Here is a 26,049-nt window from a genome sequence, read left to right as displayed (position 1 = left end):
ACTCATTTATGAATCTAATGCTATCAGCTAAACAATGGGTGGCAATCGGGCTTGTGCTGGCGACACAAAGTGCCCAAGATGCCCGCTCTCAGGTAATCGCATTTGCCTCTGTGCCTGCCAGGCAACACAATGCTTTTAATCAGGAAATGAAATTGAAAAACGTTCTCCTGGATCTGCAAAGACATTATGGTGTCGAAATCGTGTTCGAAGACCGGCTGGTCGGATCTGTCAACGTAACGTCGGGATCATTGGACCTGACCCAGCCGATTGAGAAAAACCTGGAAATCATTCTTGGACAGAGCGGTTTGAAATTCAAAAAGACGCGGAAAAACACCTTCGTGATTACCGAAGACAAAGCGCGTGAAGCGACGCCTTCAAAGGAAGAGAAAAAGGAGTCGGCAGCACTTCCGGGCGATCAGCCTGTGATGCATGAAAACCTTGTCGCACCGGCGAACGTGCAGCCCGCATCGGTTGAAAGAACCGTGAGAGGTACTGTATCCGATGAGGCCGGCACCGCATTACCAGGGGTCAGCGTCGTGTTAAAAGGTACCCAGCGTGGTACTTCCAGCGGTGCGGCGGGGGAGTTTGCCTTGGAGATCCCCGACGGTAATGCCCAAAGCGTACTGGTTTTCAGTTTTGTCGGCTATAAATCGCAGGAGGTGACTATTGGAAATCAATCCAATGTTACCGTCCATATGATGCCGGACGAAAACGCGCTTGAAGAGATCGTCGTTGTAGGATATGGTACAGTAAAAAAGTCTGACCTGACCGGCGCCGTTGGTACCATCAAAGGCGACGTCTTACAGGAAAGGCCTGCTTCTTCACTGAACCAGGGCCTGTCGGGCCGCATTGCGGGGGTAAATGTTTCTTCCAATTCCGGCCGCCCAGGTGGCAGGGCCAACATCCGTATCCGTGGTGCGAGCTCCATCAGCGTTTCCAATAACCCGTTGTATGTGATAGACGGGGTTATCCTGAATGCCGTAGAACTCGGCAACGGAAGTACCCCGATTGACTTCCTGAACCCAAACGATATTGCCTCCATAGAGGTGTTGAAAGATGCGTCTTCAACCGCAATTTACGGGGCACGGGGCGCTAATGGAGTTATTTTGGTAACTACCAAACGCGGAAGTTCCGGAGGCGGAAAAGTTACTTATGACACGGATTACAGTATTGGTGTTGCCCCTAAATTACTGCCGGTACTGAATTCGAAAGAGTTTTTAGCCGTGGAAGAGACCATTTACGCGAATGCAAAAAAATACGATCCCGTCGGCTGGGCTACCGGTACAAAGTATACGGATCCCAAATTAAAACGTACCAATCCGCTGTTGTTCGACTCGAACGGCAATCCGCTTTACGATACCAACTGGCAGAAGGAAACTTTTCGTAAAGCATTTACCCAAAATCACCAGCTAGGGCTGACGGGCGGAAGCGACAAAGGAAGTTATGGCGCATTCTTAAATTATCGCAATGAAAGCGGTATTGCCATTGGCTCATGGCAAAAGAGATTTGCGGGCCGATTCGTATTCGACAGTCAGATCAAGAGCTGGCTGAAAGTAGGAGGTACATTGGGCTACACAGATCAGAACGAAAAGCAAATTGACCAGCTTGGCGGCGGTGGTATCACGGCTATGCGCCAGGTTTTGGAAGCGCTGCCGATTATTCCGGTTAAATATCCGGATGGAAGATGGGCCAGTAACCGGGATTACCCGGGAATGGAAGGCGGCGACAGCCCGCTCCGCGTTGCAGCGGAAAGGTTGTTTTACCTGAGGACCCAAACCATGCTTGGTAACATGTTTGCGTCGATCCGCCTGGCCGATGGGCTTGATTTACGGTCGACCGTGGGGACAAATATTATTAACCAGCGTGAAGATTACTTCGCGGCTGCCGGCTTGCAATACATTTCGAACAATGGTGACGCCTCCGTCACAAACAGACGCTTTAATTCGTGGCAGTTTGAGAATTACCTGACATATGCCAAGAGTTTCGGGAAAATACATTCGATCAATGCCATGCTCGGTCTGTCGTGGCAGCATGTGGACCGTTTCGATAACCTGGCCAGAAGCCAGAATTTCACTGATACTTATTTTCAGTTTAATAACCTGGCTGCGGGTGCAACGGCTTTGGCGCCTTCATCCAGCGCTACGGCGTACGGGCTTAACTCTTACTTTGCGAGGCTGAATTACAGTTTGATGGATAAATACCTCGTCACATTCACAGGCCGTATCGATGGTTCTTCCAAATTCGGGGATGCTAACCGTTATGCGTTTTTCCCGTCCGCAGCAGTAGCATGGAGAGTTTCGGAGGAAGAATTCCTGAAAAATGTGGCAGCGATCTCCAATCTTAAAGTCAGAGCCAGTTATGGTGCCACAGGTAACTCTGAGATTCCGGCCTACCGCGCTTTGGCAGGGATGTCCAGTTATGACGTCATTTTTGGCGGCGCCCGTAACATCGGTATCGGGGTAGGCCGTATGTCCAACTCCAACCTGCAATGGGAAAAGACCCAGCAGGTCGATTTCGGGGTTGAGCTGGGTCTGTTCTCAAACAGGCTGAGCTTTGAACTGGATTTGTACAGGAGAAAAGTGAACAAAATGCTATTGGATGCGCCCCTTCCGTTGAGCAGCGGTTACCCCAGCATTTTCACCAACGTGGGCAGCATGGAAAACAAAGGGGTTGAGTTTGCTGTGAACTCTACCAATATCAAGGCCGGGGATTTCTCATGGAGCACAACTTTTAATATTTCCGTGAATAAAAACAAGGTATTGGCATTGTCTGGAGGCAGCGACATTTTCTCAGGAAATACGATCATCCGCGTGGGTGAGCCGGTGGGTTCGTTCTTCGGACGGGTTCACGAAGGCACCTGGTCGACAGCGGAAGCAGAGCAGGCAAAAAAATACAATATGCTGCCCGGCGACGTGAAATACAAGGATCTCAACAATGACGGTACCATTAACGACAACGATCGCACAATTATCGGAAAAGGTATTCCCGACGGTTTCGGAACATTCCTGAACACCTTCCAGTACAAAGCGTTCTCGCTGACGATCGACCTGCAGTATATGTACGGCAACGATGTGCTCGACAGAAGTATCCACTCTGCGGAGGACAGACAAGGAATCGCCAATAGCTATAAAACAGTATTAAATGCCTGGACAGAAACCAACCAGAACACGCCGATCGCGCAGATCCGTCCGATCAATGCTTATTATACCACTAACAACGACAGTCACAAAGTCTCAGACGCCTCCTTTATCCGTGGTCGCAACCTGCTGCTGGCTTACGTATTCCCGGCTTCGGTGGTTTCAAAACTGAAACTGGACAGGCTGCGGGTTTACGGATCAGTACAGAACTTCTTCGTGAAAACGAAATACTGGGGCTACGATCCCGAAGTATCCAACTCGGGTTCCCCGTTCGACCAGGGATTTGGCTTGTACGATTATCCGAAGCCAAGGGTGTTTATGCTGGGTTTGAACATTGGTTTATAACATTTATTACTTGAAGTAAAATGAATAGATTATCAAAAAGAATCGGACTGCTCACTACCCTTTTGAGCATTTTCTGGGCAACGGGATGTAACGACTTCCTGGAAGAATCGGATCCCAGTAACTTCACGGTGGAGAATTATTTCACCCAGCCTGCACATGGCAGAAGCTCGGTGAATGCGATATATGCACCTCTGCGCGATCCGTTGAGCAGTGGCTTTGGCGGCGGCCCCTGGATGATGACCGAGTTTGCAACGGGGCTGGCCGCAACCGACCTGGGGCAGGCCGTTAACAGCTACTTTATCAAAGATCTGAGAAATACGTCGGACAATAGTTACGGACAAACCTACTGGACTTCTTATTACAAAGGTATCGCTGGTGCCAACCTTTCCATTGCCAAAGTGCCGGGTATTCCTGGTATTGATCCCAATGAAGCGAAAAAATTATTAGGCGAGGCTTACTTCTTGCGTGCTTTTTATTATTTCAATCTGGTGCGTATGTTTGGCAGCATTCCCTTGGTCACAGAGCCTGTTAACTTGCAATCGGAACAACTGAAACCAGGGCAGGCCACGCCGGAAGAAGTTTACAACCTGATCGTTGCGGATCTTACAGCAGCAGAGGCATCGGGACTCCCCTGGACGGACAGTAGCGGCAAGGTGAGCCTGGGGGCTGTCAAATCCCTGTTGTCGCAGGTATACCTCACCATGGCTGGTTACCCATTGCAAAAAGGCGCCGCGTATTATGACCTTGCTGCTAAAAAAGCCAAAGAAGTGATTGATTCGAAGCAGTTTAAGTTATTTGCTTCTTATAATGATCTCCACGATCCCGCCAAAAAGAACATGGAGGAGAACATCTTCATGATCCAGTTCAGGACGCAGATCCTTCCTTCGGGCTGGCAGGTTTCTATCATTCCTTATAACAAGAACATTTCCCAATATTCCGATGAAACGGGCGGTATTTATGCCACAGGCGATTTTGTAAAATCATACGATCCCGCGGATCTCCGTGTCAAAGAGAAACAGTTTTACTTTACCAAATTCACCAACGAAGCCAACCGTAACCTGGAAGTGGACCTGGGCGGCTATTTTATCTACAAACATTTTGATACCGTAGCCCAAACCAGCACGGCCAACAGCGACCTGAACTGGGCAGTGATCCGCTACGCTGATGTTTTGCTGACTTACGCGGAGGCTGCAAACGAAGTAGGAGGGCCTTCGGCCGATGTGTACGACGCGGTGAACGCTACCCGTTTGAGAGCACAGCTGCCTGCATTGACCGGCCTTACCAAAGACGCGCTGCGCGAAGCCATCTGGCGTGAGCGCTGGTACGAGTTGTCTTTCGAGAACATTACCTGGTTCGATATGGTGAGGCTGCGCAAAGCATTTAATGTTACCACCAAACAGTTTGACAACTATGTAGGTCATAAATTCTCTTACGGGCCGACATTGACCGCAAGAGAGCTGCTTTTCCCAATCCCGACACCGGAAATGCGAAACAATACAAACCTGAGACAAAATGCGGGATATTAGGCCTTAAAGAAAGTAGATAGTGCAATAGGTTTATCATTAAACTTGGTAATTTTAGTAGAAACAGCATAGGTCGCCGATGACATTTTGGCGACCTATTTTTTTGTTTGAACTTAATGGTTAATGCGTTTTTATCTGTAAGAGGTCCTTCCCTGCAATGTCCTCCCAGCGATACAAATGAAAGGTCTTATCATCACTCATAGCTACAAAGAGACCTTTTGGGAAATCCGTATTCAATGACATAGATACCATTTCGGATCCGTCGCTCTGAGTGGCTTTTACAATTACTTTTTTGAGTAACGGATGGGCATGTACGTCGGATGCAGTCCCCTCTCGCGGGAAGATCTGGAAAGTGTTTGCGCCCTGGTCGGATACCAATATATAGCCGGTCGAATCGGTGAGTTTGTAGAAAGATATACCTTCGTGATCCTCCGTGAAACCGGTTGTGGCGAAAAGGGAAAGCTCTTTATTGCCTTTTTCCGGGTCCGCATAATATTTCCTTACACCTTTGCCTTCATCGGAATAATAAACATATCCCAGTTCGTCGTCCACCGCAATGGACTCGATTTCTTTTAACCCGCTATATTGGCCAAATTTACGCACCAAGGTTGCCTTAACAGCACCTGAGTCGTCGTCGAGCAAATACTGCCATAGATAAGTCCCGTCAGTGGGACCCGATTTACGGCCTACGATCGCATAAATCTTTCCTGATTTGTTTTTATAAAGTGCTATTCCCATCAGGTCCCGCTCTTCCGGGCCAGTTTGACCGGTAAAAACTTCAATGCCGCCTTTGTCCAAAGGTTTCATGTCCGGCAATGAATAGATCCTGATCTTATGGGTAAAGCGTTCCGTGGTTACCGCGATATCCTTGGGTTTTCCATTTAAAACCAACCCGTATTCGATATCCACATTGTCGGGCCGCTGCAATCCTTTGATCGTTTTGTCTTTCAGTGACTTACCTTTCAGGTCGAATACATATAAGCCCCCGTTCCGATCTTTATCTGTTCCAATGATCAGGCTCTGGGCGGGGTCTGCCGGATTAATCCAAATGGCGGGGTCGTCCGCATCATTGGCAACGGTGTCGGTGACGTAAAGCGGGCTGATCACCTGGCTGACTGTGTCCGCATTAGCCATTTCTGCCGGGGTTTGCGTATGTGTCTGACATCCCGGCAGCGATGCAACCAGGCAGATTATGAAAAAAGGAAATGCTCTCACAGATTAAAAGTAAGGCTCCCGGTTTCAGTTGAATACCGGGAGCATGTTATTATTTGGTTCCAAAAGCTCCGATATAGTCGGCAGGGGCGGGGGATTTGTAAGTGACGCCATTTACCACGATGCCGTTTGCATATAATCTGGTAAAATCGGTTTTCCCTTTGCCCAATGCTGGTGAGCCTGCCTGCAAATGGAAATCCCAGGCGGTATCGAATGTTGCATTTTTGTTATCAGTGGTCAGAGGGTAGTTGACAAATTTAGGATCATTGGCGCCTACTGTCGCCGAAATCAGATCATTGGTTCCCTTCAAGATCTCGGCAGAAGGCTGGAATTGCGCTACTGCTTCCTGGGTGGAGCCATAATACAATGTGTTGGCGATGCCTGAGCGGCTGTCCACTGCTGCATCCACATTCTCTTTCTTAATACCGAAACGGTCGTTGGCCAGCAGGTTGTTATACAAGTCAGCACGGACACCTTTTTCCAGCCAGATCGAACCGCCTTTGGTGGTCGGCCTTCTCCATCCCGCGTTGATAATGGTGTTGTTATAACCTACAATGTAAGCCTGAGGGGCGCGGTCACCTGAATTGGAAAGTTTCAAAGCATTGGTATTAGGGCTGTAAACCACATTGAATGCTACGTCCGCTTGCACACCTGATTTAATGTTGATCGCATCTCCGCCTGATACGCCCGTTGTGTAGAACATATTATTGGCGACGATCACTTTACCGCCCTCAATGTAAAAACCATCCTCGTTGAAATTGCGGATAATGCTGTTTTGTACAATCAGCTTGCCATCCACATTCGGGTAGTAGATCACCGGAACGTGCTCTCCGGCCTCTGCCTTATAAAGTCCGGCTTTCACCGAAGGCGATTCTTCCGTAGTTACCGCGCCGCCGTACTCGATAATGGTGTTGCTGATCACAAATTCAGCCGATTTTGGCCCGGCGATCAAACCACCCCACAGGTTACCAAACTGGTTGCCGGCTGTTTTCCAGGCATCAGGTACGGTAAATTTCACCGGAGCCGTTGCAGTGCCCAGACTGTACAGGTTACCTTTTACTACCACTTCCGGCTTGATCACCGAGTCGCTGAAAAGCACGGTTACGCCTTCTTCGATCGTCAGGGATTTGCCTTCCGGGACCTGAATGTGGCCGGTAACTTTGTAAGTGCCCCCTTTTGTCCACGTTCCGGAAACTTCGCCGGTAACGCTTTCTTCAACCGGTTTTACGGGCGTCGGGTCAGTTTTTTCATCATCGCTGCAGCCCGTGAAAAGGAACGCGCCCAGTAATGCATAAATGGCTAAATGCTTCATTTGATTTTTCATTAGATTGATTTATTTGAATGATTAAAACTTGTATCTCACACCGAGCAGGTAGGAGCGCTGGTAGCGGTCGCGCCGGATCAATGTTCTTTTACTATCTGTCTGAAATGGAATTTTGGAATTGGCGCTGCTGACGTTTTTCATGTATACTTCCATCGGCGTGTCGAGCAGGTTATTGGCTTTGGCGAAAATCCCCAGGTGGTTGTTGAATGTTTTTTCCACGGAAGCATCGACCTGGATAAAACCCTTTTGCCAGAGATCATTATCAATGAACTGGGATACCGTGTTGATCCTGTCGCCGGTGAAACTTCCTGCGACCTGCGCATCAAAGCCATTTTTGGCATTTTTATAGAGGACAGACAAATTGGCCACATGCGCCGCCTGTCCATAAAGTGGCCGCGACTGGCTTACATTGATCGTTTCCAAATCGCTGCTTTCGTTCCGGATACGTTTGGACTTTGGCGTGGTGATCTTCGAATGTGTGTAGGTATAGTTGGCCTTTATCCCGAATACCTTGATGTACTTGATGTAATCGATCTCGATCCCGTAGTTTTTTGCATTCCCGAAATTGCCCGGCGAATAGTAAATGTCTTGACCCCGGATCGCGTCACGCTGCAAAGTGTACTCGATCGGGTCTTTGATGGCTTTGTAAAATAAACCCACCATAAACTGCTCGGAGGCTTTTGGAAACAGCTCGTAACGCAAGTCAAAATTGTCGGCGACGGCTCTTTTCAAATCTGCGTTGCCCCGCTCCTGGTATTCTTCATTCACAATGCGGTAAGGAACGATCTCGAAAAAACCCGGGCGGTTGATCGAGCGGAAATAGGAAGCCCGCAGGTTAATGTGGTTTTCAGGTTTAAACTTGAAATGAATGCTGGGAAGCAGATCGGTGTACACCTGCTTGCCGGTTGGCCGGTCTTCCCCGATCGGGAAAAGCATGGAGTAACCCTGGTTTGTGGCTTCGGCCCGCACGCCGCCCAGTACTTCCAGGTTTTGGGTCTCGCCCCGGAATTGTAAATAGCCGGCGGTAATTTTCTCTGTTGCGTCGTAGTTTAAGGCGCTGGCTACCGAGCCGCGCGGGTTCTGGATCACCCATTTGATCTGTGAATAGTCGGTGAAATCTTTGCCGTATTCCGCAAATGGGTCGGCGGGACGCAACTGGTAGTTGTTGTAGAAGTTGCTTCGGGATTTGTCGCGGTACAAGCCACCGGCTGTCCAGTCGACCTGCATGCTGCCGAAATGCATCTGGTATGTCAGGTTGAGATAGCCCGAGAGATCGCGGTCGGAGTTGTGTTCCCAGCGCCGGGACGCGTCGTCCACGGTCGTGCGCCTTTCCACGAAATTCTTCATCACGCCGGTCAAAGGCACCGTCACATTATCGGGAACCTTATTGGTGGCTTTGGAATAAACAGCAGACCATTGAACGGAAAAATGATCGGTTAACTGGTGCTTGCCCTGCAATGTCGTGTTCAGGATCTGTTGCCGCGTGAGGCGCGACCGCGTCGAGAATTGTAATGTTGCATTACCTGCTTCCGGGTCGTAACCACCGATCGTCAGTTGGGTTGATTTTACGTCGCGTACCTGAATGTTGGTGAGGTTCATCAATGCCCCGTAGAACTGGATTTTATGCTGATCATTGATCCGGTAGTCAATTTTTGAATGTGCCCCGTACCGGATCTGCTGCTCCGAATATTTCCGCTCATTCATTTTCGTGAGTGTCTCGCCACGGAGCGTATCCACCGTTTCCGAATCAAAAAACAGGCTATTGGAGCCGCGGTAAGTATTTTGAAAACTGCCCGCGAGCAGTACGCCCAGCTTGTTGTTCAGGAAACGGTTCCCTATAGCAATGCTGCCCAGCAAATTCGGAAGCGGGGACTTGGACTTATAGTTAACAGGTGCATTGGAAAAATCCGAAGGTGCCGCATTGTATTGGCTCCCGTTTTTCTCATAAGGCGATTGCGTCTGGAGATCCTTAAAGCCATAGGTTGTAAACTTGCGCTGCATAAACAGTTCATTGTATCCGCCGGAGATATTTGTTGAAAGCATAAACCGATCAGGCGCATCTTTCATCACCATATTCACAGCGCCGCCCATCGCGTCGCCCTCCATCGAAGGTGTCAATGCTTTGTATATTTCCAGGCGTTCGAGCAAATCAGAAGGGAAAATGTCCAGAGGAACGTAGCGGTATTTGTTATCAGGGCTTGGAATTTTCACGCCATTCACCAGCGTGTAGTTGTAGCGTTTATCCATGCCGCGCAGGATCGCATACTGGCCGTCGCCATTGCTGTTCCGTTCTATGGAGACACCCGATACACGCTGGATTACATTGGCGACGGTTAGGTCCGGGGAAATCTGGATGGTTTTACCCGACACGATATTCATTACCTGTGCAGCATTCCGCTCCATCAATCGGGCCGTGTTGTCACTTGCTCCGTCTCTTTTACCGGTAACGGACACTTCGTTCAGGTTCAATGTTACCGACGGCTCGAGCACCAGGTCAAGTCGGACGGTCTCGTCGCCAGTAATTGAAAGTTCCCTGAGAACGGGTGCGTAGGAAATATGGCGGATGGAAATTTTGTAAGTGCCTTTTTGCAGGTTCCCAATAGAGAAGGACCCGTCGAGACCCGAGATATCGTGCATGCCGGTACCTTCTATATGAACGACCACGCCCAATGCAGGTTCGCCGGTTTTGGCTTCTGATAATTTTCCTTTAATCGTACCAGCCTGCATATATCCGGCAGTCAAACCTAAGATCAGGAAGCATAAGTAGATTTTCAAATTCATATTCAACTTCGAAACTGTGATGAAGAAGCGGGTTGTTTTGGGCCGCTCTTAAATTGCGGGACGAAGTTGACGAAAGAAATCCGGGCTGAACAAACCGCTCCGTTAACAAAAGGGCAACATGCAAAATGAGGGCGTTACAGGAAGGCAACAAGTGTTTAAATTGGTATATAAATAGTTGACAATCAAAATATTAACTATCTTGTTTAAGCCATTATCTTTGCGTTAAGGTAATGTTATGAAATTGTTATCCGGTTAGATTGCCTGGATAAATGAAGACAAATTATCGCCCGGAAGAAGATTGAGTTTTTTCCTGAGACGGTACCGGATCACGCGCAGGCTGTCCTGGGATATGCCCAGCAATGTCGCGATGTCGGCGGACGTAAGGTTCATCTTAATGAGCGCAATGAGGCGGAGGTCATTAGCGGTAAGAGAATCGGCGCGTTGCTGCAAACGTTCAAAAAACGACTGGTGGACTTGTTCAAAAATACCCCGGAATTCCTCCCAATGCCGGTCGTCCTGCAATCCGTCGTTGATCTGTTCAGCCAATGCCCTGATTTGCTTTCTTTGGTCTCTTTTGTCGTCCTTCAACATTTCAACCAGTTTGGAGCGCAGGTTTTCAAGCAATTGGTTTTTCCGGATCACGTGGAGCGTATAGCTGCTCAATTCCTTGGTTTTGGTTTCCAGTTGCTGCCTGAGATTTTCTTCTTCCAGCTGTTTGTTTTTCAGTTCGGCTTCCATAAGCTGGCTTTGTGTTTCGTAAACCTGCTTGTTCTGGGCGCTTAGTTTTTGCTCATTCCGGATTTTGAGCCTTTGCCGACTGATGATCAATGCAGCGATCAGGATGATCAGGACAACCGTTACAGCGGTAGCAATCGCAATCAGCGTATCGGCTTTTCTGGCTTCGGTCAATTTTTCAATTTCGCTGTCTTTTTTCTCTATTTCATAAAGCGTCTGAAGCAGTGCAAGCTGCTTGTTGCTTTCTTCAGAATAGATATCATTCAGATAACTCCGGCTGAGTGCGAGATAATGGAAGGCGCTGTCGTTTTTATTGAGGAGGTTATAGGCTTTTGCAAGATCGTTGAACGCGCCGGACTGTTGGTACAAATCTCCCTTTCTCCTGGCCATGTCCAGGCTTTTAAAACTGTACACCAGACTTTCCCTGAATTTTCCGGTCTTGCGCAGCATGTCGCCCAGGTTGTTGACTACTTCGATCTGAGCTCTTTCGTTTCCACGCTTTCCATTCAATATATAGGCTTTATTAAAATAATGGTAGGCCGAATCATAATCTTCCAGGTCCTCATAAATGCTTCCGATATTCTCATAAATCTTGGCAGCACCCTCCATATGATGGTCGCGCTGAAAGGAAGCGAGCGCTTTTCGCTGGAAGTAAAAGGCGCTGTCGTACTGCTGCGTTTTTTCATACAAATGTCCGATCGCGCCATAAATCTCAGCTTTCCCCGATTCATATTTCAAGTCCTCGTAAAGGGTTAGCGCTTCGTCGTATTGTTTCCGTGCCAACTGAGGTTGTCGGCTCCGATAATACAGCTCTCCGAGCATGCCCAGATTGGCGCCCAGCATTTTTTTCTGATTATTGCTTCTCAAAAGCTTTTCGGCGCGGAGCAGATAATCCAGCGATTGGGGATATTGTCCGGAAATAAAGAGCAGCTGTCCAATTTGCTGAAGATAGCTTGCGGCTTCCTTTTCGCGATTACCTTGGACAGCTTTGTTATAATTCTCTTTAATCGCAAGTAACAGGGAATCCGGTTTGGGTAAATTATTGATGATCAGAACATCGGATTCTGGAAGATCCTTTGCTGAATTTTGAGTTTGAGCAAGGCAAACAGCGGCGGAAAGGATGTAAAGAAGACAAGAAATGCCAATCAGGCAAGTTTTCAATATGCGGTAAGTTTTTACAACTCCAATGTTCATAGTTCCGGTTCACTATGATTAATCCGGTTGCAAGTTAATTCCGGCCGCACAAATAAAGATGTATAAATGTCAAAAGCCATCGAAGTGAACCGATGGCTTCTGATAAATTAATATTGGGGTAATCTTGGAGTCTGGTCAGATAAAACGGTTGATCAGGTTTTCCAGATATTCCTGTCTTCCGGAAGTGGTTGCAGGCTCGCCTTTAGTAGCGGCCAGTTCAAAAAGATCTTCCAGTTTCAATGCTCCGGCTTCAAATTCTGCGCCTTTACCGCTGTCAAAGCTGGCATAACGGTCGGTGCGGATTTTGTCGTACTCTCCATTACTGATGATTTTATCAGCTACGATCAATGCCCTTGCAACAGTATCGATACCACCGATATGCGCATAAAAAACATCTTCCATATCGGTAGAATTACGACGGCGTTTTGCGTCAAAATTGATACCGCCTCCTTTTAATCCACCGGCTTTGAGGATTACCAAAAGTGCCTTGGTCCATTCTGCTATGTCGTTAGGAAACTGATCTGTATCCCAGCCGTTCTGGTAGTCACCGCGGTTGGCGTCGATAGACCCTAAAATTCCGGCATCGGCCGCAACCTGCAATTCATGTTCAAATGTATGTCCAGCCAATGTAGCGTGGTTCACTTCCAGGTTCAGTGCAAAGTCACCCAGCAGATCGTGCTGGCGCAGGAAACCGATCACGGTTGCTGCGTCATAATCGTATTGGTGTTTGGTAGGTTCACAAGGTTTTGGTTCGATGAAGAACTTGCCTTTGAAGCCATTGGAACGGGCATAAGCCACGGAGATTTTCAGCATTTGGGCAAAATGTTCCTGCTCGCGCTTCATGTCTGTGTTCAAGAGCGTCATGTAACCCTCACGACCTCCCCAGAATACATAATTTTCTCCGCCCAAGGCGATAGTGGCATCCAATGCCATTTTTACCTGTGCGCCAGCGTGTGTTACCACATCGAAATCGGGATTGGTAGAAGCACCGTTCATATAACGATGGTGGCCAAACAGGTTGGCAGTTCCCCAAAGCAATTTTACCTCGGATTCTTTTTGTTTCTGACCAAGGTATTCAGTCAATGCTTGTAACCTTTTTTCATTTGTGCGGACATCGTCGGCATAGTCCACTACATCCACATCATGAAAGCAATAATAGGGAGCACCCAATTTGGTGATTAATTCGAAAGCTGCGTCGGCTTTATCCTTAGCACGGTCAACTGCATCGGGCTTTTTGTCCCATGGATAAAAAAGAGTAGGGCCTCCAAAAGGATCAAGCCCAGCACCGCAAAATGTATGCCAATAAGCAATGGCGAACCGAAGGTGGTCTTTCATGCTTTTGCCTGCAACAATTCGGTTTTCATCATACCAACGGTATGCCAGCGGATTATCCGTTTCGGGTCCTTCGTATGCGATTTTCCCTATTCCTTTAAAATACTCTTGTTCTCCGAGTAGAATGCTCATTGTGTTTTTATTAATCGTTTGGTAATAGTTTCAGAAGCCAAAGCTAACCACTTATTAAGTGTAGTATTGACAATTTATACTGCAATACTATCACTTTTTTTTGAAAAGTTTGCAGTCTCATAAAAAAGAGGAGCAGAATGAAATTCTGCTCCTCTTTACGCAAGATTTTTATTTCTTAAATCAAAAGAATTTTGCCCGGTGGTCTTCGATCTTCGCGTTTTCACGGATCGCCTCATTCACCAAATATGACATCCTGCTTTCCAATGATTGGGTTAACTGTGTTTTGTATTGGGTAAAGTCAGCAATTTTCGGAGCATCTGCCTTGCTGACCAATTCCATAATGAAAACACCATTTTCGCCTGTGAAAACACCCGTTTTCTGACCGGGTTTAAGGCCGAACGCCTTTCCAAGTGCGATGGGGTCGAAGCCTGCGCTGGTCAGGAAACCGGTAGCAAGAGAAATGTCGGTTGCCGATTCAACCAATGCACCGGCACCATATTTTTTGGCGATGGTTTCAAGGTCACCTGTAGCGGCTTTCAGCTTGGCAGTGATTTGCTCGGATTTGATCTGGTTACGTACTTTGGTGGTCAGCTCATCGCGGAAATCGTCTATTTTCACATCTTTCGCATCCGATTTTCCAGTCAGGACAGCAACAATATATTGTTCTTCGGTTTCAAACACCTGGGAAACGGAGTTGATTTTGGAATCATCTTTGAAAGCCCATCTAACAATTTCGCGGCCATTTTGAATCGCATTGATATTGGTTGCAGATTCAGGGATGCGGTTTGCGGTTGCGAGCACCAGTGACTTGTTTTTCTTTACTGCCTCGTCGAACTGTTCCTTTGTTTTCACGGAATTGACAAACTCATCTGCTTTCCTGTAAGCTTCGTCACGGGTAGCCTGGCTTGGCGCAATTGTCTTTCCTATAGCAGCGATTCGGTACAATGTATTGGACTTAGGATCGGTTACTTTAATGATATGGAAACCAAACTGGCTTTCCACCAATCTTGGAATTAACCCTGGGGCAGTAGCAGAGAAAACTGCCTCTTCGAAAGGCTTCACCATTGCACCATTGTTTTGAAAGTAACCTACGTCCCCACCACGCTGAGCAGAACCCTGGTCTGCGCTGGAAGTGGCGGCAAGTGCTTCAAAATTAGCACCTGCGCGGATCTGTGCAAGAATTCCCTCTGCTTTGGTGCGTGCAGCCGCCTTAGCGGAATCGGACTGGTTTTCTGCACGAACCAAAATATGGCTGGCCCTTGCAGAAGAAACGGTATCCGATTTAGTACCTCCATACTTGTAAATAAAATAGGTATTGCCTTCGCGGTAAGGACCGTAAACACCGCCAGGTACAAAGGTTTTAACCGCTTCCTTCAACTGGTCGGTCATCGTTCCCAATGACTGATTGATGGGGAGGGGAATGTCGGAATTCATTGCTGCAAAAGCAGAATCATTTTGCGCAGTGGCCAGTCCACGCGCAAGATCTTTAATTTCTGAATACAAGGCAGCACTGTCGTCTTTGGCAGGCTGGATCGGGAAAGTCACATATTCTATCGAACGGGTATCAGTTCCTTTATATTCTTTGCGGTGAGCGCTCAGGTAGTCTTCCAGTTGGGCGTCGGTCACTTTAATAGTTGTATCAACAACCGAGAAATAAGGAACATATAAGTAGCGCAGATTGGCTTTGGTGTTTTGCGCGATATATTCTTTTTCAGCCTGAGCCTTTGGTGTATAAGTCGAAAGTTTCAGCAGATTTTCGTATTTGGCACGGGTGCGTTCTTCTCTCAGGTTTTTCTCAAAGTTTTCCCACGATTTTTGTTGTTCGAGAGGAAGTGTTTTGAGGTTTTTCAGATAATTAATAACCGCATTTTTGTCAAAACGGCCACTGGTTGGATCAGAGAAGGCTTGTAAAATGGATGGGCTGATATGGTTCCCTTGTACCATATCATACAGTTCTTCGTCGGTTACAGAAAGTCCGAGGTCTTCGTATTGTTTTTTGTAAGCGATATCCACTACAAATTGATTCCAGGCCTGATCCCTCAGTGAAGTAAGCTCATTTTCATTCAGGCTGCGGCCCGATTGTGCTTCGTAATTCTGGCGGAAACCATCGACCCGGCTTTGAAAATCCTTGATATCAATTTTGTGACCAGCAATCTCGCCTACAACCTGGTTATTTCCTCCTCCAAGTATTGAATTTGGTCCCATAAGGTCGCCCCCTACCATAAAAAGGATTAAGCTGATAGCGATTACCGTCACGGCAATCCCGGATTTTTCTCTGATTTTGTTAATTAAAGCCATTTTCTCGATTCAAATTAGTCCGCAAAATAAAATCTTTTCTTCATGGAATGCAAGACCTTACGTTTCAATTTCGATAATTGGCAGGTCGCCACTTGCCGTAAATACATGAGTCTCTATCAAATGATAAACAGGAAGGTTACTCCATGTATTTAAGATTGAAAGCGTACATGATCAGCATAAAGACGCTGAGGAATATACCTGCTATCGACGTAATGGCGCCCAGCCAGCCTCCAATGAGGAACAGTGGTCCCAGGAATGCCACCACCATACCTGCTATATATAGGTAAAAACCTTTTTTTTGAAGATTCCACATGAAGTAGGCGGCAAAGAGCGACAGCGATTCGAAAATCAGGGTGATGACGGCGCTGACGGTAACGGATCGAGGGGTGGTTTGCTCGATAACCGAGTCAAACATTTTATCCATGGTTTTGGTATCCGTCGTGGTCGTCTGCTTTTCCAGATTTTCACGTACCTCTTCAAATGTCTCCCTGGTTTTGTCTGCGACCACGCCAGGGTTCCACAATCTTTCCGATTGTGTCCAAAGGCCTGAAACTGAATTCATAAAAGTAAGAAAGCACAAAACGGTAAGGAACGTGGGTCGATTGACAATATCACTCATTCGGATAGAAATAAATCAGCAGCTTTTTCTGATGAAGGATGTAAAATTTGATGTTTTAGCTGAAAACACCAAAGGCATTTGAATATTCTTATGAGGGGACATACATTTGTCGTTTTAGTCCAATAAAAATTCTAACAACGTAAAGACTGTTATTATGAGCCTGCAAATCCTGACCGACCGTGTTAAAAATATTCTGGGGACCGATAGCGGGCTGGACGCAACGGCCAAGTTTGTTACCGATGAAGGCAATGTGTTTGTCGATGGGAAATCAATTCCCAATGCGGTCAGCAATGACGACCTGGAAGCAGATTGTACCTTCGAAATTTCTACAAAAAATGCCCTGAAACTCATTGACGGTGATCTGAACGCTATGATGGCCCTGATGACAGGTAAGCTCAAGATCGAAGGGGATATGGGGGTCGCAATGAAAATCGCTGAAACTTTCAAGGGGCGATAGTAGGCCGGGAGCCAGGTAGCCTTTTTTCTTTCATCGGCAATATTTCACCCATCAGAATTCACTATCAGGTATGGAAAATGAGAACAAAATCGTAGAAAGCAACATCGGGCGAAGGGATTTCGTGAAAGCCGGTGCACTTGCAGCGGGTGGTTTTATGATCGTTCCGAGGCATGTCCTGGGCAAAGGGTTCATCCCTCCCAGCGACAAGTTGAATATTGCCGCTGTGGGATGTGGCGGGAAAGGCGATGTAAATGTCCGCCAGGCCTATAATGGAGGTACGGAAAACATCGTGGCGCTTTGCGATGTAGACGACCGCCAATCCGAAAAATACCGTAAACAGTTTCCTAATGCGCCGTACTACAAGGATTTTAGGAAAATGTATGAAAAGGAAGCTAAGCATATTGATGCGGTTCTGGTGACGACCCCGGACCACATGCATTACCCGATCGCGGTTGCGGCCATTGAATTGGGCAAACATGTGTATGTTGAAAAACCACTTACTAAAGATATCTGGGAGGCGCGTAGCCTGGCTGCTGCTGCGAAAAAGTATAAGGTAGTAACTCAGATGGGGAACCAGGGCAGTAGCAGCGACGGTACTCGCCAGACTGAAGCGCTGGTGCAATCAGGCGTTTTGGGCGATGTGCATACCATTCACGTCTGGACAGACCGTCCTGTTTGGCCACAGGGTGTAAAATCCCCCAAAGACAGGGGAGAATCACAGCCAGTCCCTCCCGGTGTGGACTGGGATTTGTGGCTGGGTACCGCCCCGAAACGCGATTACCACGAAGCTTACATGCCTTTCAGATGGAGGGGATATTGGGATTTCGGTACAGGTGCTTTGGGTGACATGGGTTGCCACTTTATCGATGTACCCTTCCGCGCCCTGAAACTAGGATATCCAACTTCGGTTGAATGCAGCGTGGGATCTGTTTATTCGGATTTTTTTCAGCAGTCGTTTTTCGATGACGTCGGGCCGACTTCTGCGATGATCCATTTGAAATTTGCCTCCAAAACACCTGGGAAGGAAATCAACTTTTCGTGGTATGACGGTGGAATGCGCCCTCAGCTACCAGATGGTTGTGATTACAAAACGGTCTTCGGAAGCGTAGATGGAGGAATGCTCTTTGTGGGTACCAAAGGTATTTTAAGTGCCGAAATGTTTGGTGAAAAGCCCAGGCTGTGGCCGGAAAAGAAATTCGAAACGGTCAGGATTGCTACCAAGCCAAGAGAATTGGTGAAGGGCAGCTGGGAAGGCCATCAGCAGCAGTTTGTACAGGCTTGTAAAAAGGGATATGGTGCTTATACCAGTTCCTCTTTTGATCAGTCAGGCCCGCTTACTGAAATTGTTCTGATGGGGAACCTCGCAGTGCGTTCTTATATGTACAGAGAAGCAAAGGCCGACGGAAAGGGTTTTAGCTTCCCGGGAAGGCAGAAGCTGATCTGGGACGGGGACAGCATGAAGATTACTAACTTCGATCTGGCCAATCAATTTGTGAAGAGGGAATATCGTACCGGATGGTAAAAGTGCAGGCTTACCGGTACTTTGGCCAGTAAGCCTGTTTTTGATTATAGTTCCAGTTCCCGCAGGTACATTTGTACCGTATTTTCCAACCCGAGATATAGTGCATCCGAAATTAGCGCGTGTCCGATTGAAACTTCATCCATCCAGGGAATACATTGTTTCAGAAAATGAAGGTTATCCAGGCTCAGGTCATGGCCCGCATTCAATCCCAGCCCTAGCTCACGTGCCTTTTCTGCCGCTACGATAAAAGGCAGTACCGACTTCTGGCGATTTTCAAAATAACCTGCGGCATAAGGTTCCGTATACAGCTCTACCCGGTCGGCACCGCAGATTTTTGCGCCTTCTACCATACGTTCATCTGCATCCACAAATACAGAAACCCGGATTCCTGCGGACTTAAAAATGGCTACCAGGCCTGTTAACTCGTTTTTCTTGCCAACGGTATCCCAACCCGCATTGGAGGTAATGGCATTGAGCGCATCGGGTACGAGTGTAACCTGGTCAGGTTTGTTAGCGAGGACCAATTCGACGAATTTTTTTTCCGAGGGATTTCCTTCAATATTAAACTCAGTCGTTACCACTTCTTTCAGGTCATAAACATCCTGATAGCGTATATGCCGCTCATCGGGCCGGGGGTGGACGGTTATACCCTGTGCCCCAAACCGCTCGCAATCCAGCGCAACTTTCAGGACATTAGGATTGTCGCCGCCTCTTGAATTTCTGAGGGTTGCGATTTTATTAATGTTGACGCTTAGCCGGGTCATGTTGAGTTTTGGATAGAGTGAATGACTGAATGATTGAATGGGTCTGCCTTGGAACGGGAATGATTGGGTTGAATGAAGTGCAATTAAGTTGATTCGTTTACCTTTGCAGGCCGAAAGCAAATTTAGCACTCCCATTCAGAATTCGTTCATTTTATCATCAACATTCAATCATTCAGAATTCATTCATTCAATCATTATCCTATATGTCACTCAAAAGTCAGGTAGAATCAGGCATTAAAGATGCTATGCGTGCCAAAGATCAAGATACTTTACGTGCTTTGCGCGCCATCAAGTCCCTTATATTATTGGAAGAAACCAAAGGTCGTGCTGCCGGTGGGGATCTTAGTTCGGAAGACGAACTTAAGTTGTTGACCAAGGCTGCAAAGCAAAGGCGCGAATCAGCAGATATTTACAAAGCGCAAAACCGTGCGGACCTTCTTGAAAAAGAAGAGGCAGAGCTGGCGGTGATAGAGCAATTCCTCCCCAAACAATTAAGCGAAGAAGAGGTGAAAGCCAAACTTCAGGAAATTATAGCTCGGGTTGGCGCAGCGGGGCCTTCGGATATGGGAAAAGTGATGGGTGTTGCGACCAAAGAATTGGCAGGGCAGGCTGAAGGACGCGTGATTTCTACCTTGGTTAAGAGCTTATTGGCATGAAGTTATTGGATGTACTCATCCTTCTTCCCCTGCTGTGGGGAGCATTGCATGGCTACCGCAAAGGGCTGCTGATCGAAATAATAGGTATTGCGGGCCTTGTGGTCGCCATGATCCTGGGATTTAAGTTCCTGGGCTTAGGGATGGAAGTACTTACTCCATATTTCAGCGATAGTATGGCCAAAAAAATCCTGCCTTATATCGGGTTTTCGGTTATTTTCTTCCCAACCATATTTCTTTTAAATCAATTTGGTTATGCAATCCGGAGATCGCTCAGGTATTCCATTCTGGGAACATTCGACAGCCTCGCGGGGGGTATTGTGGGCGTATTTACCTGGGTGTTCGGCATCAGCGAATTTTTTTGGCTCGTAAATATGATCGGGGTGAAAATCCCAGCACACCGTACTGATGATACCTTCCTTTACCCCCTTGTTGTCCCGGTTGCCCCCAATCTGATCACCAAAGCATTGACATTAATGCCTTCGGGGACAGAGCTGATCCGGGAATGGAAGCGCGAATATCTGGACGATTGAACTTTCAAAATCCAGGTGAGGTTAAGCTTTCAATATTGAGTTTCAGTACCTTTGCAGACAAATAGGTTGGATACGAGCGGTTTCCAGCAAAAAAATCACATGACCGAAGTACAAAACAAGCAGGACATCCGGAAAATGGATGTGGGGCAGATCAAGACCTGGATGGCTGATCACGGAGAAAAAGCTTTTCGGGCCAAGCAGATCTATGAATGGATCTGGAAAAAATCAGCCAACTCCTTTGCTGAAATGACCAACCTTTCACTGGCAACCCGCCAGCTGATGGGCGAGCATTTTGTGATCCATTCGATGGATGTTGCCAAACAGCAGCAGAGCAACGACGGGACCATTAAGTCCGCGTTCCGGCTTTTCGACGGTAATCTCGTCGAAGGCGTACTTATCCCTGCCGCAGACAGAATGACGGCCTGTGTAAGTAGCCAGGTCGGTTGTTCGCTGACCTGCAAATTTTGCGCGACCGGATATATGGACCGCAAACGAAACCTGGAAGCAGGTGAGATTTATGATCAGGTCGTAGCTATCGCGCGCCAGGCTGAGGGTAGTTTTAAAGCGCCGCTTACGAATATCGTTTACATGGGAATGGGTGAGCCGCTTCTGAACTACGCAAATGTGCTGAAATCAATAGAACATATTACCTCTCCGGAAGGTCTGAATATGTCACCCAAACGAATTACCGTTTCAACAGCCGGGATTGCGAAGATGATCAGGAAGCTGGGAGATGATGAAGTACGTTTCCGGCTTGCGCTTTCACTGCATGCCGCCAATGATGCCAAAAGAAACCAGATCATGCCTATCAATGAATCCAATTCGCTGGATAACCTGGCAGAGGCACTGAATTACTTTTATAAGAAAACCGGTAACCGGATCACTTTTGAATACATTGTCTTCAATAACTTCAATGATACTTTGCAGGATGCCAGGGAGCTTTGGGAGTTCACCAAACGTGTGCCGGCAAGGGTGAACATTATCGAATACAACCCAATCGCGGAGGCGGATTTTAAAAATACCGAAGCTGACCGGCTGGATAAATTTGCGGCTTTCCTGGAAGACAGAGGTGTTTCCGTTCACGTGCGCCGGAGCAGGGGTAAAGATATTGACGCCGCCTGCGGACAATTGGCCAACAAGGAAACAGCATGACCAACCTGGCTTAACAATTTGTTAATATTTCAACGGACAAGAATAAGTAGCTTTGCGTCCAATAAATAAACCTATACTCCATTTATGTTTGGTCTTGAAACCGACATTTTCCTCCTCCTCGCTTTTAGTATTTTAGCGGCCTGCGCATTCGAGTTTGTTAATGGTTTTCACGATACCGCCAATGCAGTAGCAACTGTGATCTATACCAATTCATTAAAACCCAATATTGCGGTGATATGGTCTGGTTTTATGAACTTTTGCGGCGTTTTCCTGGGCGGAATCGCAGTTGCGATGGGCATTGTGAACCTGTTGCCTGTCGAACTTTTGATTGATCAGAATGTTTATCACAGCGCAGCTATGGTTTTTTCCCTGCTGTTCAGTGCGATTATCTGGAATTTGGGTACCTGGTATTTTGGCCTTCCGAGTTCCAGTTCGCATACGCTGATCGGGTCCATTCTTGGAGTGGGGCTTGCATTTACCTTCATGCCGGAGAATTCCAATGCCACGGGGGTTAACTGGTCGAAGGCGGAGGAGTTGTTCATGTCATTATTAACATCGCCTATTTTTGGATTTGCCCTGGCGATCATCATCATGTTTATTCTGCGCAGGGCGCTATCTAAACCCATCCGCGAAATCGTTTTTAGCGAGCCAAAGAAAAATCAGGCACCGCCGATCTGGATCAGGGCTATATTAATCACTACTTGTACCCTTGTCAGCTTTTTCCATGGATCCAACGACGGGCAGAAAGGGGTAGGCCTGGTCATGCTGATTTTGATCGGGATTGTTCCCGCTCATTTTGCACTGGACAACAGCAAGGATCCTATGTTGATGAAAACGGACCTGGTTGGTATCGAACAGGCCATGAACAGAATTGATTCTTCCAGACTATCTGTTTCGGACCGTGCGCACCTTCAGACGATTAAGAATGAAATCACGACTTTGCATGCGCAAATTGATCATCCACTTCCGGATCATCGTCTTCCGCTCGACCAACGCATGAATGCGCGTCGCTCTCTTTTGCTGATCAGCCGTAATACGAAAACCATCCTGGATAACGGCCAGGCCAACCTCAATGTGGCAGATAAGGCATTCTTGAAAATGCAGTCTGGCAGTGAAAAAGGCATCCGGAGATATACCGATTACGCACCTGACTGGGTCATCCTGATGATCTCACTTTCTCTTGGTTTGGGAACCATGGTGGGTTGGAAACGGATCGTCATTACCATTGGTGAAAAGATTGGCAAGCAGCACTTAACATATGCACAAGGCGCTTCCGCTGAACTGGTAGCGGCGAGTACAATTGGTGTTTCTTCTTACATGGGCCTTCCGGTGAGCACCACCCACGTACTTTCGTCGGGTATCGCGGGGTCTATGGTGGCTAGTAAGGGTGTCAAAAACCTGCAAGGCGGGACGATTCGCAACATTGTGATCGCCTGGGTACTTACCTTACCCGTGACTATGGTTCTGTCCGGTACGCTGTACGTATTTTTCCGCTGGATTTTATAGTGTGAAAAGATTTTCACGCTTGAAAAGCCGTCTGGTTTATGCCGACGGCTTTTCTTTTACCTGTTGACCCCGCACTTTCTTTATATTTCATTGGTTTTAATGTAGTAATTTCGGCCAATGCGGTGGTTGCCACCCGGTGGCCGGAATTTTTTATGATTAAGCAAAAGCCAATTATTCATCATAATGACAACTATTGAAGCGCAGGTAAGCCGTTACGGTTATGTGACCGAGCCAATTGCAGAGGACATTGATTTGGTTGCAGAGATCAACCGGTTGAAAAAGGAGAAGAACGCAGTCATTCTTGCCCACTATTATGTAGACGCTGAAATCCAGGATTTGGCCGACTATATTGGTGATAGCCTCGGCCTTTCACAGCAGGCAGCTGCCACGGAGGCGGATATGATTGTTTTTTGCGGGGTTCATTTCATGGGTGAGACGGCAAAGATCCTTAGTCCGAACAAAAAGGTAGTGATTCCCGACCTGAATGCGGGCTGCTCCCTCGCCGATTCCGCACCTGCCGATAAGTTTGCCGCCTTCAAAGCCCAGTATCCTGACCACATTGTCATCAGCTACATTAACTGTTCTGCTGAAATCAAGGCATTGACGGATATCGTTTGTACCTCGTCCAACGCCTTGCAGATTGTTGAAAGCCTGCCAAAAGATCAGAAGATTATTTTTGCCCCAGACGCTAACCTGGGTAGATATGTCGCACATAAAACCGGCCGCGATATGGTGCTGTGGGATGGTGCCTGCATTGTACACATTGATATTTCAAGGGAAAAGCTGAAACAATTGCGTGACGAAAATCCACACGCACTGTTAATCGCGCATCCCGAATGTAAAGAAGATATTCTCAAACAAGCAGATTTCGTGAGCTCGACGACCGGTCTGTTGAAATTTGTAAAAGATTCCGACCATGATCAGTTTATTGTGGCTACCGAAGCGGGGATCCTGCACAAAATGAAACAGTCTGTTCCGGATAAAAAGCTGATACCAGCGCCAGGATCGGATAATAATACCTGCGCCTGCTCGGAGTGCCCGTACATGAAAATGAACACGTTAGAAAAAGTCTATCATGCACTTTACTTTGAACAGCCCGAAATCTTTGTCCCGGAAGACATCCGACTAAAAGCCTACGAATCTGTTGCCCGTATGCTTGAATTAAGCAAAGGCATCTGACACCATTTTTATTCATTTTTGATTTATGCCCCAATTCGATTTTCTGATTATTGGTTCCGGTATCGCGGGGCTGAGTTATGCTGCCAAGCTGGCCAGGCATTTCGACGGTTTGAAACAAGAAGTCTCCATTGCAGTTATAACAAAAGTCCAGGCCGACGAAACGAATACCAAGTATGCGCAGGGCGGCATAGCGGTGGTTTGGGCAGAGTCGGATTCTTTTGAAAAGCATATCCAGGATACAATGGATGCAGGAGACGAGGTCAACAAACGGAACATTGTTGAGATCGTTGTCCGTGAAGCCCCTCAGCGAATTCAGGAATTGATTGATTATGGAACCCGCTTCGATAGAGAAAGTGGCGGAGAATATGATCTGGCGAAAGAAGGAGGGCATTCTGACCATCGCATCCTTCATTTTAAAGACATCACAGGAGCTGAGATCGAGCGCGCACTGCTGGAAGAGGTAAACCGGCATCAAAGCATTCATATATTCACGCATTATTATGCGGTAGAACTGATTACACAACACCATTTAGGCGAAACAGTTTATCGCTATCGGGAAGACATTAAATGTTTTGGAGCTTACGTTTTGAATCGCCGAACAGGGGATGTAGAAAAGTTTCTGGCTAAAACCACGATGCTTGCCACCGGTGGTATCGGTAATATTTACCAGAGTACTACCAACCCTACCATTGCAACAGGTGATGGAATTGCGATGGCATACCGGGCGAAGGGTATTTGCGATAACATGGAGTTTATCCAGTTCCATCCAACCAGCTTTTATCAGCCAGGCCAGAAGCCTTCTTTCCTGATCTCGGAAGCTGTACGCGGATTTGGAGGTATTCTGAAGCGGGCGGATGGAAGCACATTCATGGAAAATTACGACCCGCGTTTATCACTGGCACCTCGTGACATTGTAGCACGGGCCATTGACTCTGAAATGAAAAAAAATGGGGTTGACCATGTTTATTTGGATGTAAGGCATTGCGACTACGATAAATTTTTAGAGCATTTTCCAAATATTACAGAGTACTGTCTTAAACAGGGTATCGATGTACGCAAAGAGATGATCCCTGTGGTTCCGGCCCAGCACTATATGTGTGGTGGGATCAAAGTGAATGAGTGGGGGAAAACCAATATCAACTTCCTGTACGCTGTGGGCGAGTGTTCCTGTACCGGATTACATGGATCCAACCGGCTAGCATCTAATTCTTTGCTGGAAGCGGTTGTGTTTGGGCACAGGGCCTACGAAAATACGATTTCCAGTTTTGAGGAGGCATTTACTCCTGACAACATACCGGAATGGGACGATTCCGGTACAACACATCCGGAAGAGCAGGTATTGGTTACGGAGATGACCAGGGAACTGAACAGCATTATGTCCAATTACGTGGGCATTGTCAGGACGGACCGTCGTATGAAAAGAGCATACGACCGTCTGGAATTATTGCACGAAGAACACGAACAGCTTTACCGGGAATCTAAGGTTTCGGTAGCAATTTGTGAGCTTAGGAACATGATCTCGGTTTCTTACCTGATCATTAAAATGGCTATGGCCAGACGTGAGAATATCGGGTTGCACTACAATTCTGATCACGTCTAGCCGACCGCGTCTAGCCGACCGCGTCTAGCCGACCGCGTCTAGCCGACCGCG

General features: G+C 47.3%; 18 protein-coding genes. 10 read left to right on the top strand and 8 right to left on the bottom strand.

The features are described from left to right. The first annotated feature begins 8 nt into the window (after nucleotides 1–8). Together AC1XUF_RS12020 and AC1XUF_RS12015 are read left to right on the top strand one after the other, a co-directional pair. The gene (locus tag AC1XUF_RS12020; protein ID WP_483342045.1) at nucleotides 9–3,482 is read left to right on the top strand and encodes a SusC/RagA family TonB-linked outer membrane protein; all 3,474 of its coding nucleotides are present in this window, start codon (nucleotides 9–11) and stop codon (nucleotides 3,480–3,482) included. A 20-nt stretch (nucleotides 3,483–3,502) separates the two neighbouring features. Then, nucleotides 3,503–5,008 carry a RagB/SusD family nutrient uptake outer membrane protein gene (locus AC1XUF_RS12015; protein WP_483342044.1) on the top strand — a complete coding sequence of 502 codons (1,506 nt, stop codon included), beginning with the start codon at nucleotides 3,503–3,505 and terminating at the stop codon, nucleotides 5,006–5,008. A gap of 117 nt (nucleotides 5,009–5,125) precedes the next feature. Here AC1XUF_RS12015 and AC1XUF_RS12010 read toward each other — a convergent pair whose 3' ends face one another. The 7 genes from AC1XUF_RS12010 to AC1XUF_RS11980 all read right to left on the bottom strand — a co-directional run bounded on the left by AC1XUF_RS12010 (nucleotide 5,126) and on the right by AC1XUF_RS11980 (nucleotide 16,575). Then, entirely contained in the window at nucleotides 5,126–6,178 is a 1,053-nt protein-coding gene (locus AC1XUF_RS12010) for a phytase (RefSeq protein ID WP_483342606.1), read from the bottom strand. A gap of 91 nt (nucleotides 6,179–6,269) precedes the next feature. Further along, nucleotides 6,270–7,529: a right-handed parallel beta-helix repeat-containing protein gene (locus tag AC1XUF_RS12005; RefSeq protein WP_483342043.1), complete on the bottom strand. Its 1,260-nt coding sequence runs from the start codon at nucleotides 7,527–7,529 to the stop codon at nucleotides 6,270–6,272. Between the two features lie 33 nt (nucleotides 7,530–7,562). Beyond that, nucleotides 7,563–10,322, bottom strand: a complete 2,760-nt coding sequence (locus tag AC1XUF_RS12000; RefSeq protein WP_483342042.1) for a TonB-dependent receptor — start codon at nucleotides 10,320–10,322, stop codon at nucleotides 7,563–7,565. 252 nt (nucleotides 10,323–10,574) lie between these two features. Further along, nucleotides 10,575–12,251: a tetratricopeptide repeat protein gene (locus tag AC1XUF_RS11995; RefSeq protein ID WP_483342041.1), complete on the bottom strand. Its 1,677-nt coding sequence runs from the start codon at nucleotides 12,249–12,251 to the stop codon at nucleotides 10,575–10,577. A gap of 135 nt (nucleotides 12,252–12,386) precedes the next feature. Beyond that, nucleotides 12,387–13,715, bottom strand: a complete 1,329-nt coding sequence (gene xylA / locus AC1XUF_RS11990; RefSeq protein WP_483342040.1) for a xylose isomerase — start codon at nucleotides 13,713–13,715, stop codon at nucleotides 12,387–12,389. Between the two features lie 180 nt (nucleotides 13,716–13,895). Continuing rightward, nucleotides 13,896–16,013 carry a peptidylprolyl isomerase gene (locus AC1XUF_RS11985; protein WP_483342039.1) on the bottom strand — a complete coding sequence of 706 codons (2,118 nt, stop codon included), beginning with the start codon at nucleotides 16,011–16,013 and terminating at the stop codon, nucleotides 13,896–13,898. A 136-nt stretch (nucleotides 16,014–16,149) separates the two neighbouring features. Further along, nucleotides 16,150–16,575 carry a hypothetical protein gene (locus AC1XUF_RS11980; protein WP_483342038.1) on the bottom strand — a complete coding sequence of 142 codons (426 nt, stop codon included), beginning with the start codon at nucleotides 16,573–16,575 and terminating at the stop codon, nucleotides 16,150–16,152. A 211-nt stretch (nucleotides 16,576–16,786) separates the two neighbouring features. Between AC1XUF_RS11980 and AC1XUF_RS11975 the strand changes: the two genes are divergently transcribed. Together AC1XUF_RS11975 and AC1XUF_RS11970 are read left to right on the top strand one after the other, a co-directional pair. Continuing rightward, entirely contained in the window at nucleotides 16,787–17,089 is a 303-nt protein-coding gene (locus tag AC1XUF_RS11975; protein ID WP_483342037.1) for an SCP2 sterol-binding domain-containing protein, read from the top strand. A gap of 70 nt (nucleotides 17,090–17,159) precedes the next feature. Beyond that, the gene (locus tag AC1XUF_RS11970; RefSeq protein ID WP_483342036.1) at nucleotides 17,160–18,611 is read left to right on the top strand and encodes a Gfo/Idh/MocA family protein; all 1,452 of its coding nucleotides are present in this window, start codon (nucleotides 17,160–17,162) and stop codon (nucleotides 18,609–18,611) included. 44 nt (nucleotides 18,612–18,655) lie between these two features. On the opposite strand, the gene AC1XUF_RS11965 is transcribed toward AC1XUF_RS11970, so the two are convergent. Further along, nucleotides 18,656–19,375, bottom strand: a complete 720-nt coding sequence (locus tag AC1XUF_RS11965; RefSeq protein ID WP_483342035.1) for a pyridoxine 5'-phosphate synthase — start codon at nucleotides 19,373–19,375, stop codon at nucleotides 18,656–18,658. A gap of 203 nt (nucleotides 19,376–19,578) precedes the next feature. On the opposite strand from AC1XUF_RS11965, the gene AC1XUF_RS11960 reads away from it, so the two are divergent. The 6 genes from AC1XUF_RS11960 (at nucleotide 19,579) to nadB (ending at nucleotide 25,998) form a co-directional block, all read left to right on the top strand. Then, complete coding sequence (locus tag AC1XUF_RS11960; RefSeq protein ID WP_483342034.1) at nucleotides 19,579–20,031, top strand: GatB/YqeY domain-containing protein; 453 nt, start codon at nucleotides 19,579–19,581, stop codon at nucleotides 20,029–20,031. Beyond that, a complete protein-coding gene (locus AC1XUF_RS11955; RefSeq protein ID WP_483342033.1) occupies nucleotides 20,028–20,561 on the top strand; it encodes a CvpA family protein in 534 nt (177 codons plus the stop codon). Before AC1XUF_RS11960 ends, AC1XUF_RS11955 begins: the two co-directional genes overlap by 4 nt. 99 nt (nucleotides 20,562–20,660) lie before the next feature. Beyond that, the gene (rlmN, locus tag AC1XUF_RS11950; RefSeq protein ID WP_483342032.1) at nucleotides 20,661–21,713 is read left to right on the top strand and encodes a dual-specificity RNA methyltransferase RlmN; all 1,053 of its coding nucleotides are present in this window, start codon (nucleotides 20,661–20,663) and stop codon (nucleotides 21,711–21,713) included. An 84-nt stretch (nucleotides 21,714–21,797) separates the two neighbouring features. Further along, the gene (locus AC1XUF_RS11945; protein ID WP_483342031.1) at nucleotides 21,798–23,219 is read left to right on the top strand and encodes an inorganic phosphate transporter; all 1,422 of its coding nucleotides are present in this window, start codon (nucleotides 21,798–21,800) and stop codon (nucleotides 23,217–23,219) included. Nucleotides 23,220–23,402: 183 nt separating this feature from the next. Beyond that, on the top strand, nucleotides 23,403–24,398 hold the full coding sequence (gene nadA / locus AC1XUF_RS11940) for a quinolinate synthase NadA (RefSeq protein ID WP_483342030.1): 996 nt from the start codon (nucleotides 23,403–23,405) through the stop codon (nucleotides 24,396–24,398). Between the two features lie 25 nt (nucleotides 24,399–24,423). Then, the gene (nadB, locus tag AC1XUF_RS11935) at nucleotides 24,424–25,998 is read left to right on the top strand and encodes an L-aspartate oxidase (RefSeq protein WP_483342029.1); all 1,575 of its coding nucleotides are present in this window, start codon (nucleotides 24,424–24,426) and stop codon (nucleotides 25,996–25,998) included. The last annotated feature ends 51 nt before the right edge of the window (nucleotides 25,999–26,049 follow it).

The sequence above is a fragment of the Dyadobacter sp. HNCC25DJ185 genome (assembly GCF_056895195.1).
Note: the sequence above shows the minus strand (reverse complement) of the source record. Positions and strands in the feature narration are given on the sequence as shown.

What these genes read in the sequence shown, in the direction of transcription:
- AC1XUF_RS12020 (WP_483342045.1), top strand. Translation starts at nt 9, where the DNA reads ATGAATCTAATGCTATCAGCTAAACAATGGGTGGCAATCGGGCTTGTG.
- AC1XUF_RS12015 (WP_483342044.1), top strand. Translation starts at nt 3,503, where the DNA reads ATGAATAGATTATCAAAAAGAATCGGACTGCTCACTACCCTTTTGAGC.
- AC1XUF_RS12005 (WP_483342043.1), bottom strand. Translation starts at nt 7,529, where the DNA reads ATGAAGCATTTAGCCATTTATGCATTACTGGGCGCGTTCCTTTTCACG.
- AC1XUF_RS12000 (WP_483342042.1), bottom strand. Translation starts at nt 10,322, where the DNA reads ATGAATTTGAAAATCTACTTATGCTTCCTGATCTTAGGTTTGACTGCC.
- AC1XUF_RS11995 (WP_483342041.1), bottom strand. Translation starts at nt 12,251, where the DNA reads ATGAACATTGGAGTTGTAAAAACTTACCGCATATTGAAAACTTGCCTG.
- xylA (WP_483342040.1), bottom strand. Translation starts at nt 13,715, where the DNA reads ATGAGCATTCTACTCGGAGAACAAGAGTATTTTAAAGGAATAGGGAAA.
- AC1XUF_RS11985 (WP_483342039.1), bottom strand. Translation starts at nt 16,013, where the DNA reads ATGGCTTTAATTAACAAAATCAGAGAAAAATCCGGGATTGCCGTGACG.
- AC1XUF_RS11980 (WP_483342038.1), bottom strand. Translation starts at nt 16,575, where the DNA reads ATGAATTCAGTTTCAGGCCTTTGGACACAATCGGAAAGATTGTGGAAC.
- AC1XUF_RS11975 (WP_483342037.1), top strand. Translation starts at nt 16,787, where the DNA reads ATGAGCCTGCAAATCCTGACCGACCGTGTTAAAAATATTCTGGGGACC.
- AC1XUF_RS11970 (WP_483342036.1), top strand. Translation starts at nt 17,160, where the DNA reads ATGGAAAATGAGAACAAAATCGTAGAAAGCAACATCGGGCGAAGGGAT.
- AC1XUF_RS11965 (WP_483342035.1), bottom strand. Translation starts at nt 19,375, where the DNA reads ATGACCCGGCTAAGCGTCAACATTAATAAAATCGCAACCCTCAGAAAT.
- AC1XUF_RS11960 (WP_483342034.1), top strand. Translation starts at nt 19,579, where the DNA reads ATGTCACTCAAAAGTCAGGTAGAATCAGGCATTAAAGATGCTATGCGT.
- AC1XUF_RS11955 (WP_483342033.1), top strand. Translation starts at nt 20,028, where the DNA reads ATGAAGTTATTGGATGTACTCATCCTTCTTCCCCTGCTGTGGGGAGCA.
- rlmN (WP_483342032.1), top strand. Translation starts at nt 20,661, where the DNA reads ATGACCGAAGTACAAAACAAGCAGGACATCCGGAAAATGGATGTGGGG.
- AC1XUF_RS11945 (WP_483342031.1), top strand. Translation starts at nt 21,798, where the DNA reads ATGTTTGGTCTTGAAACCGACATTTTCCTCCTCCTCGCTTTTAGTATT.
- nadA (WP_483342030.1), top strand. Translation starts at nt 23,403, where the DNA reads ATGACAACTATTGAAGCGCAGGTAAGCCGTTACGGTTATGTGACCGAG.
- nadB (WP_483342029.1), top strand. Translation starts at nt 24,424, where the DNA reads ATGCCCCAATTCGATTTTCTGATTATTGGTTCCGGTATCGCGGGGCTG.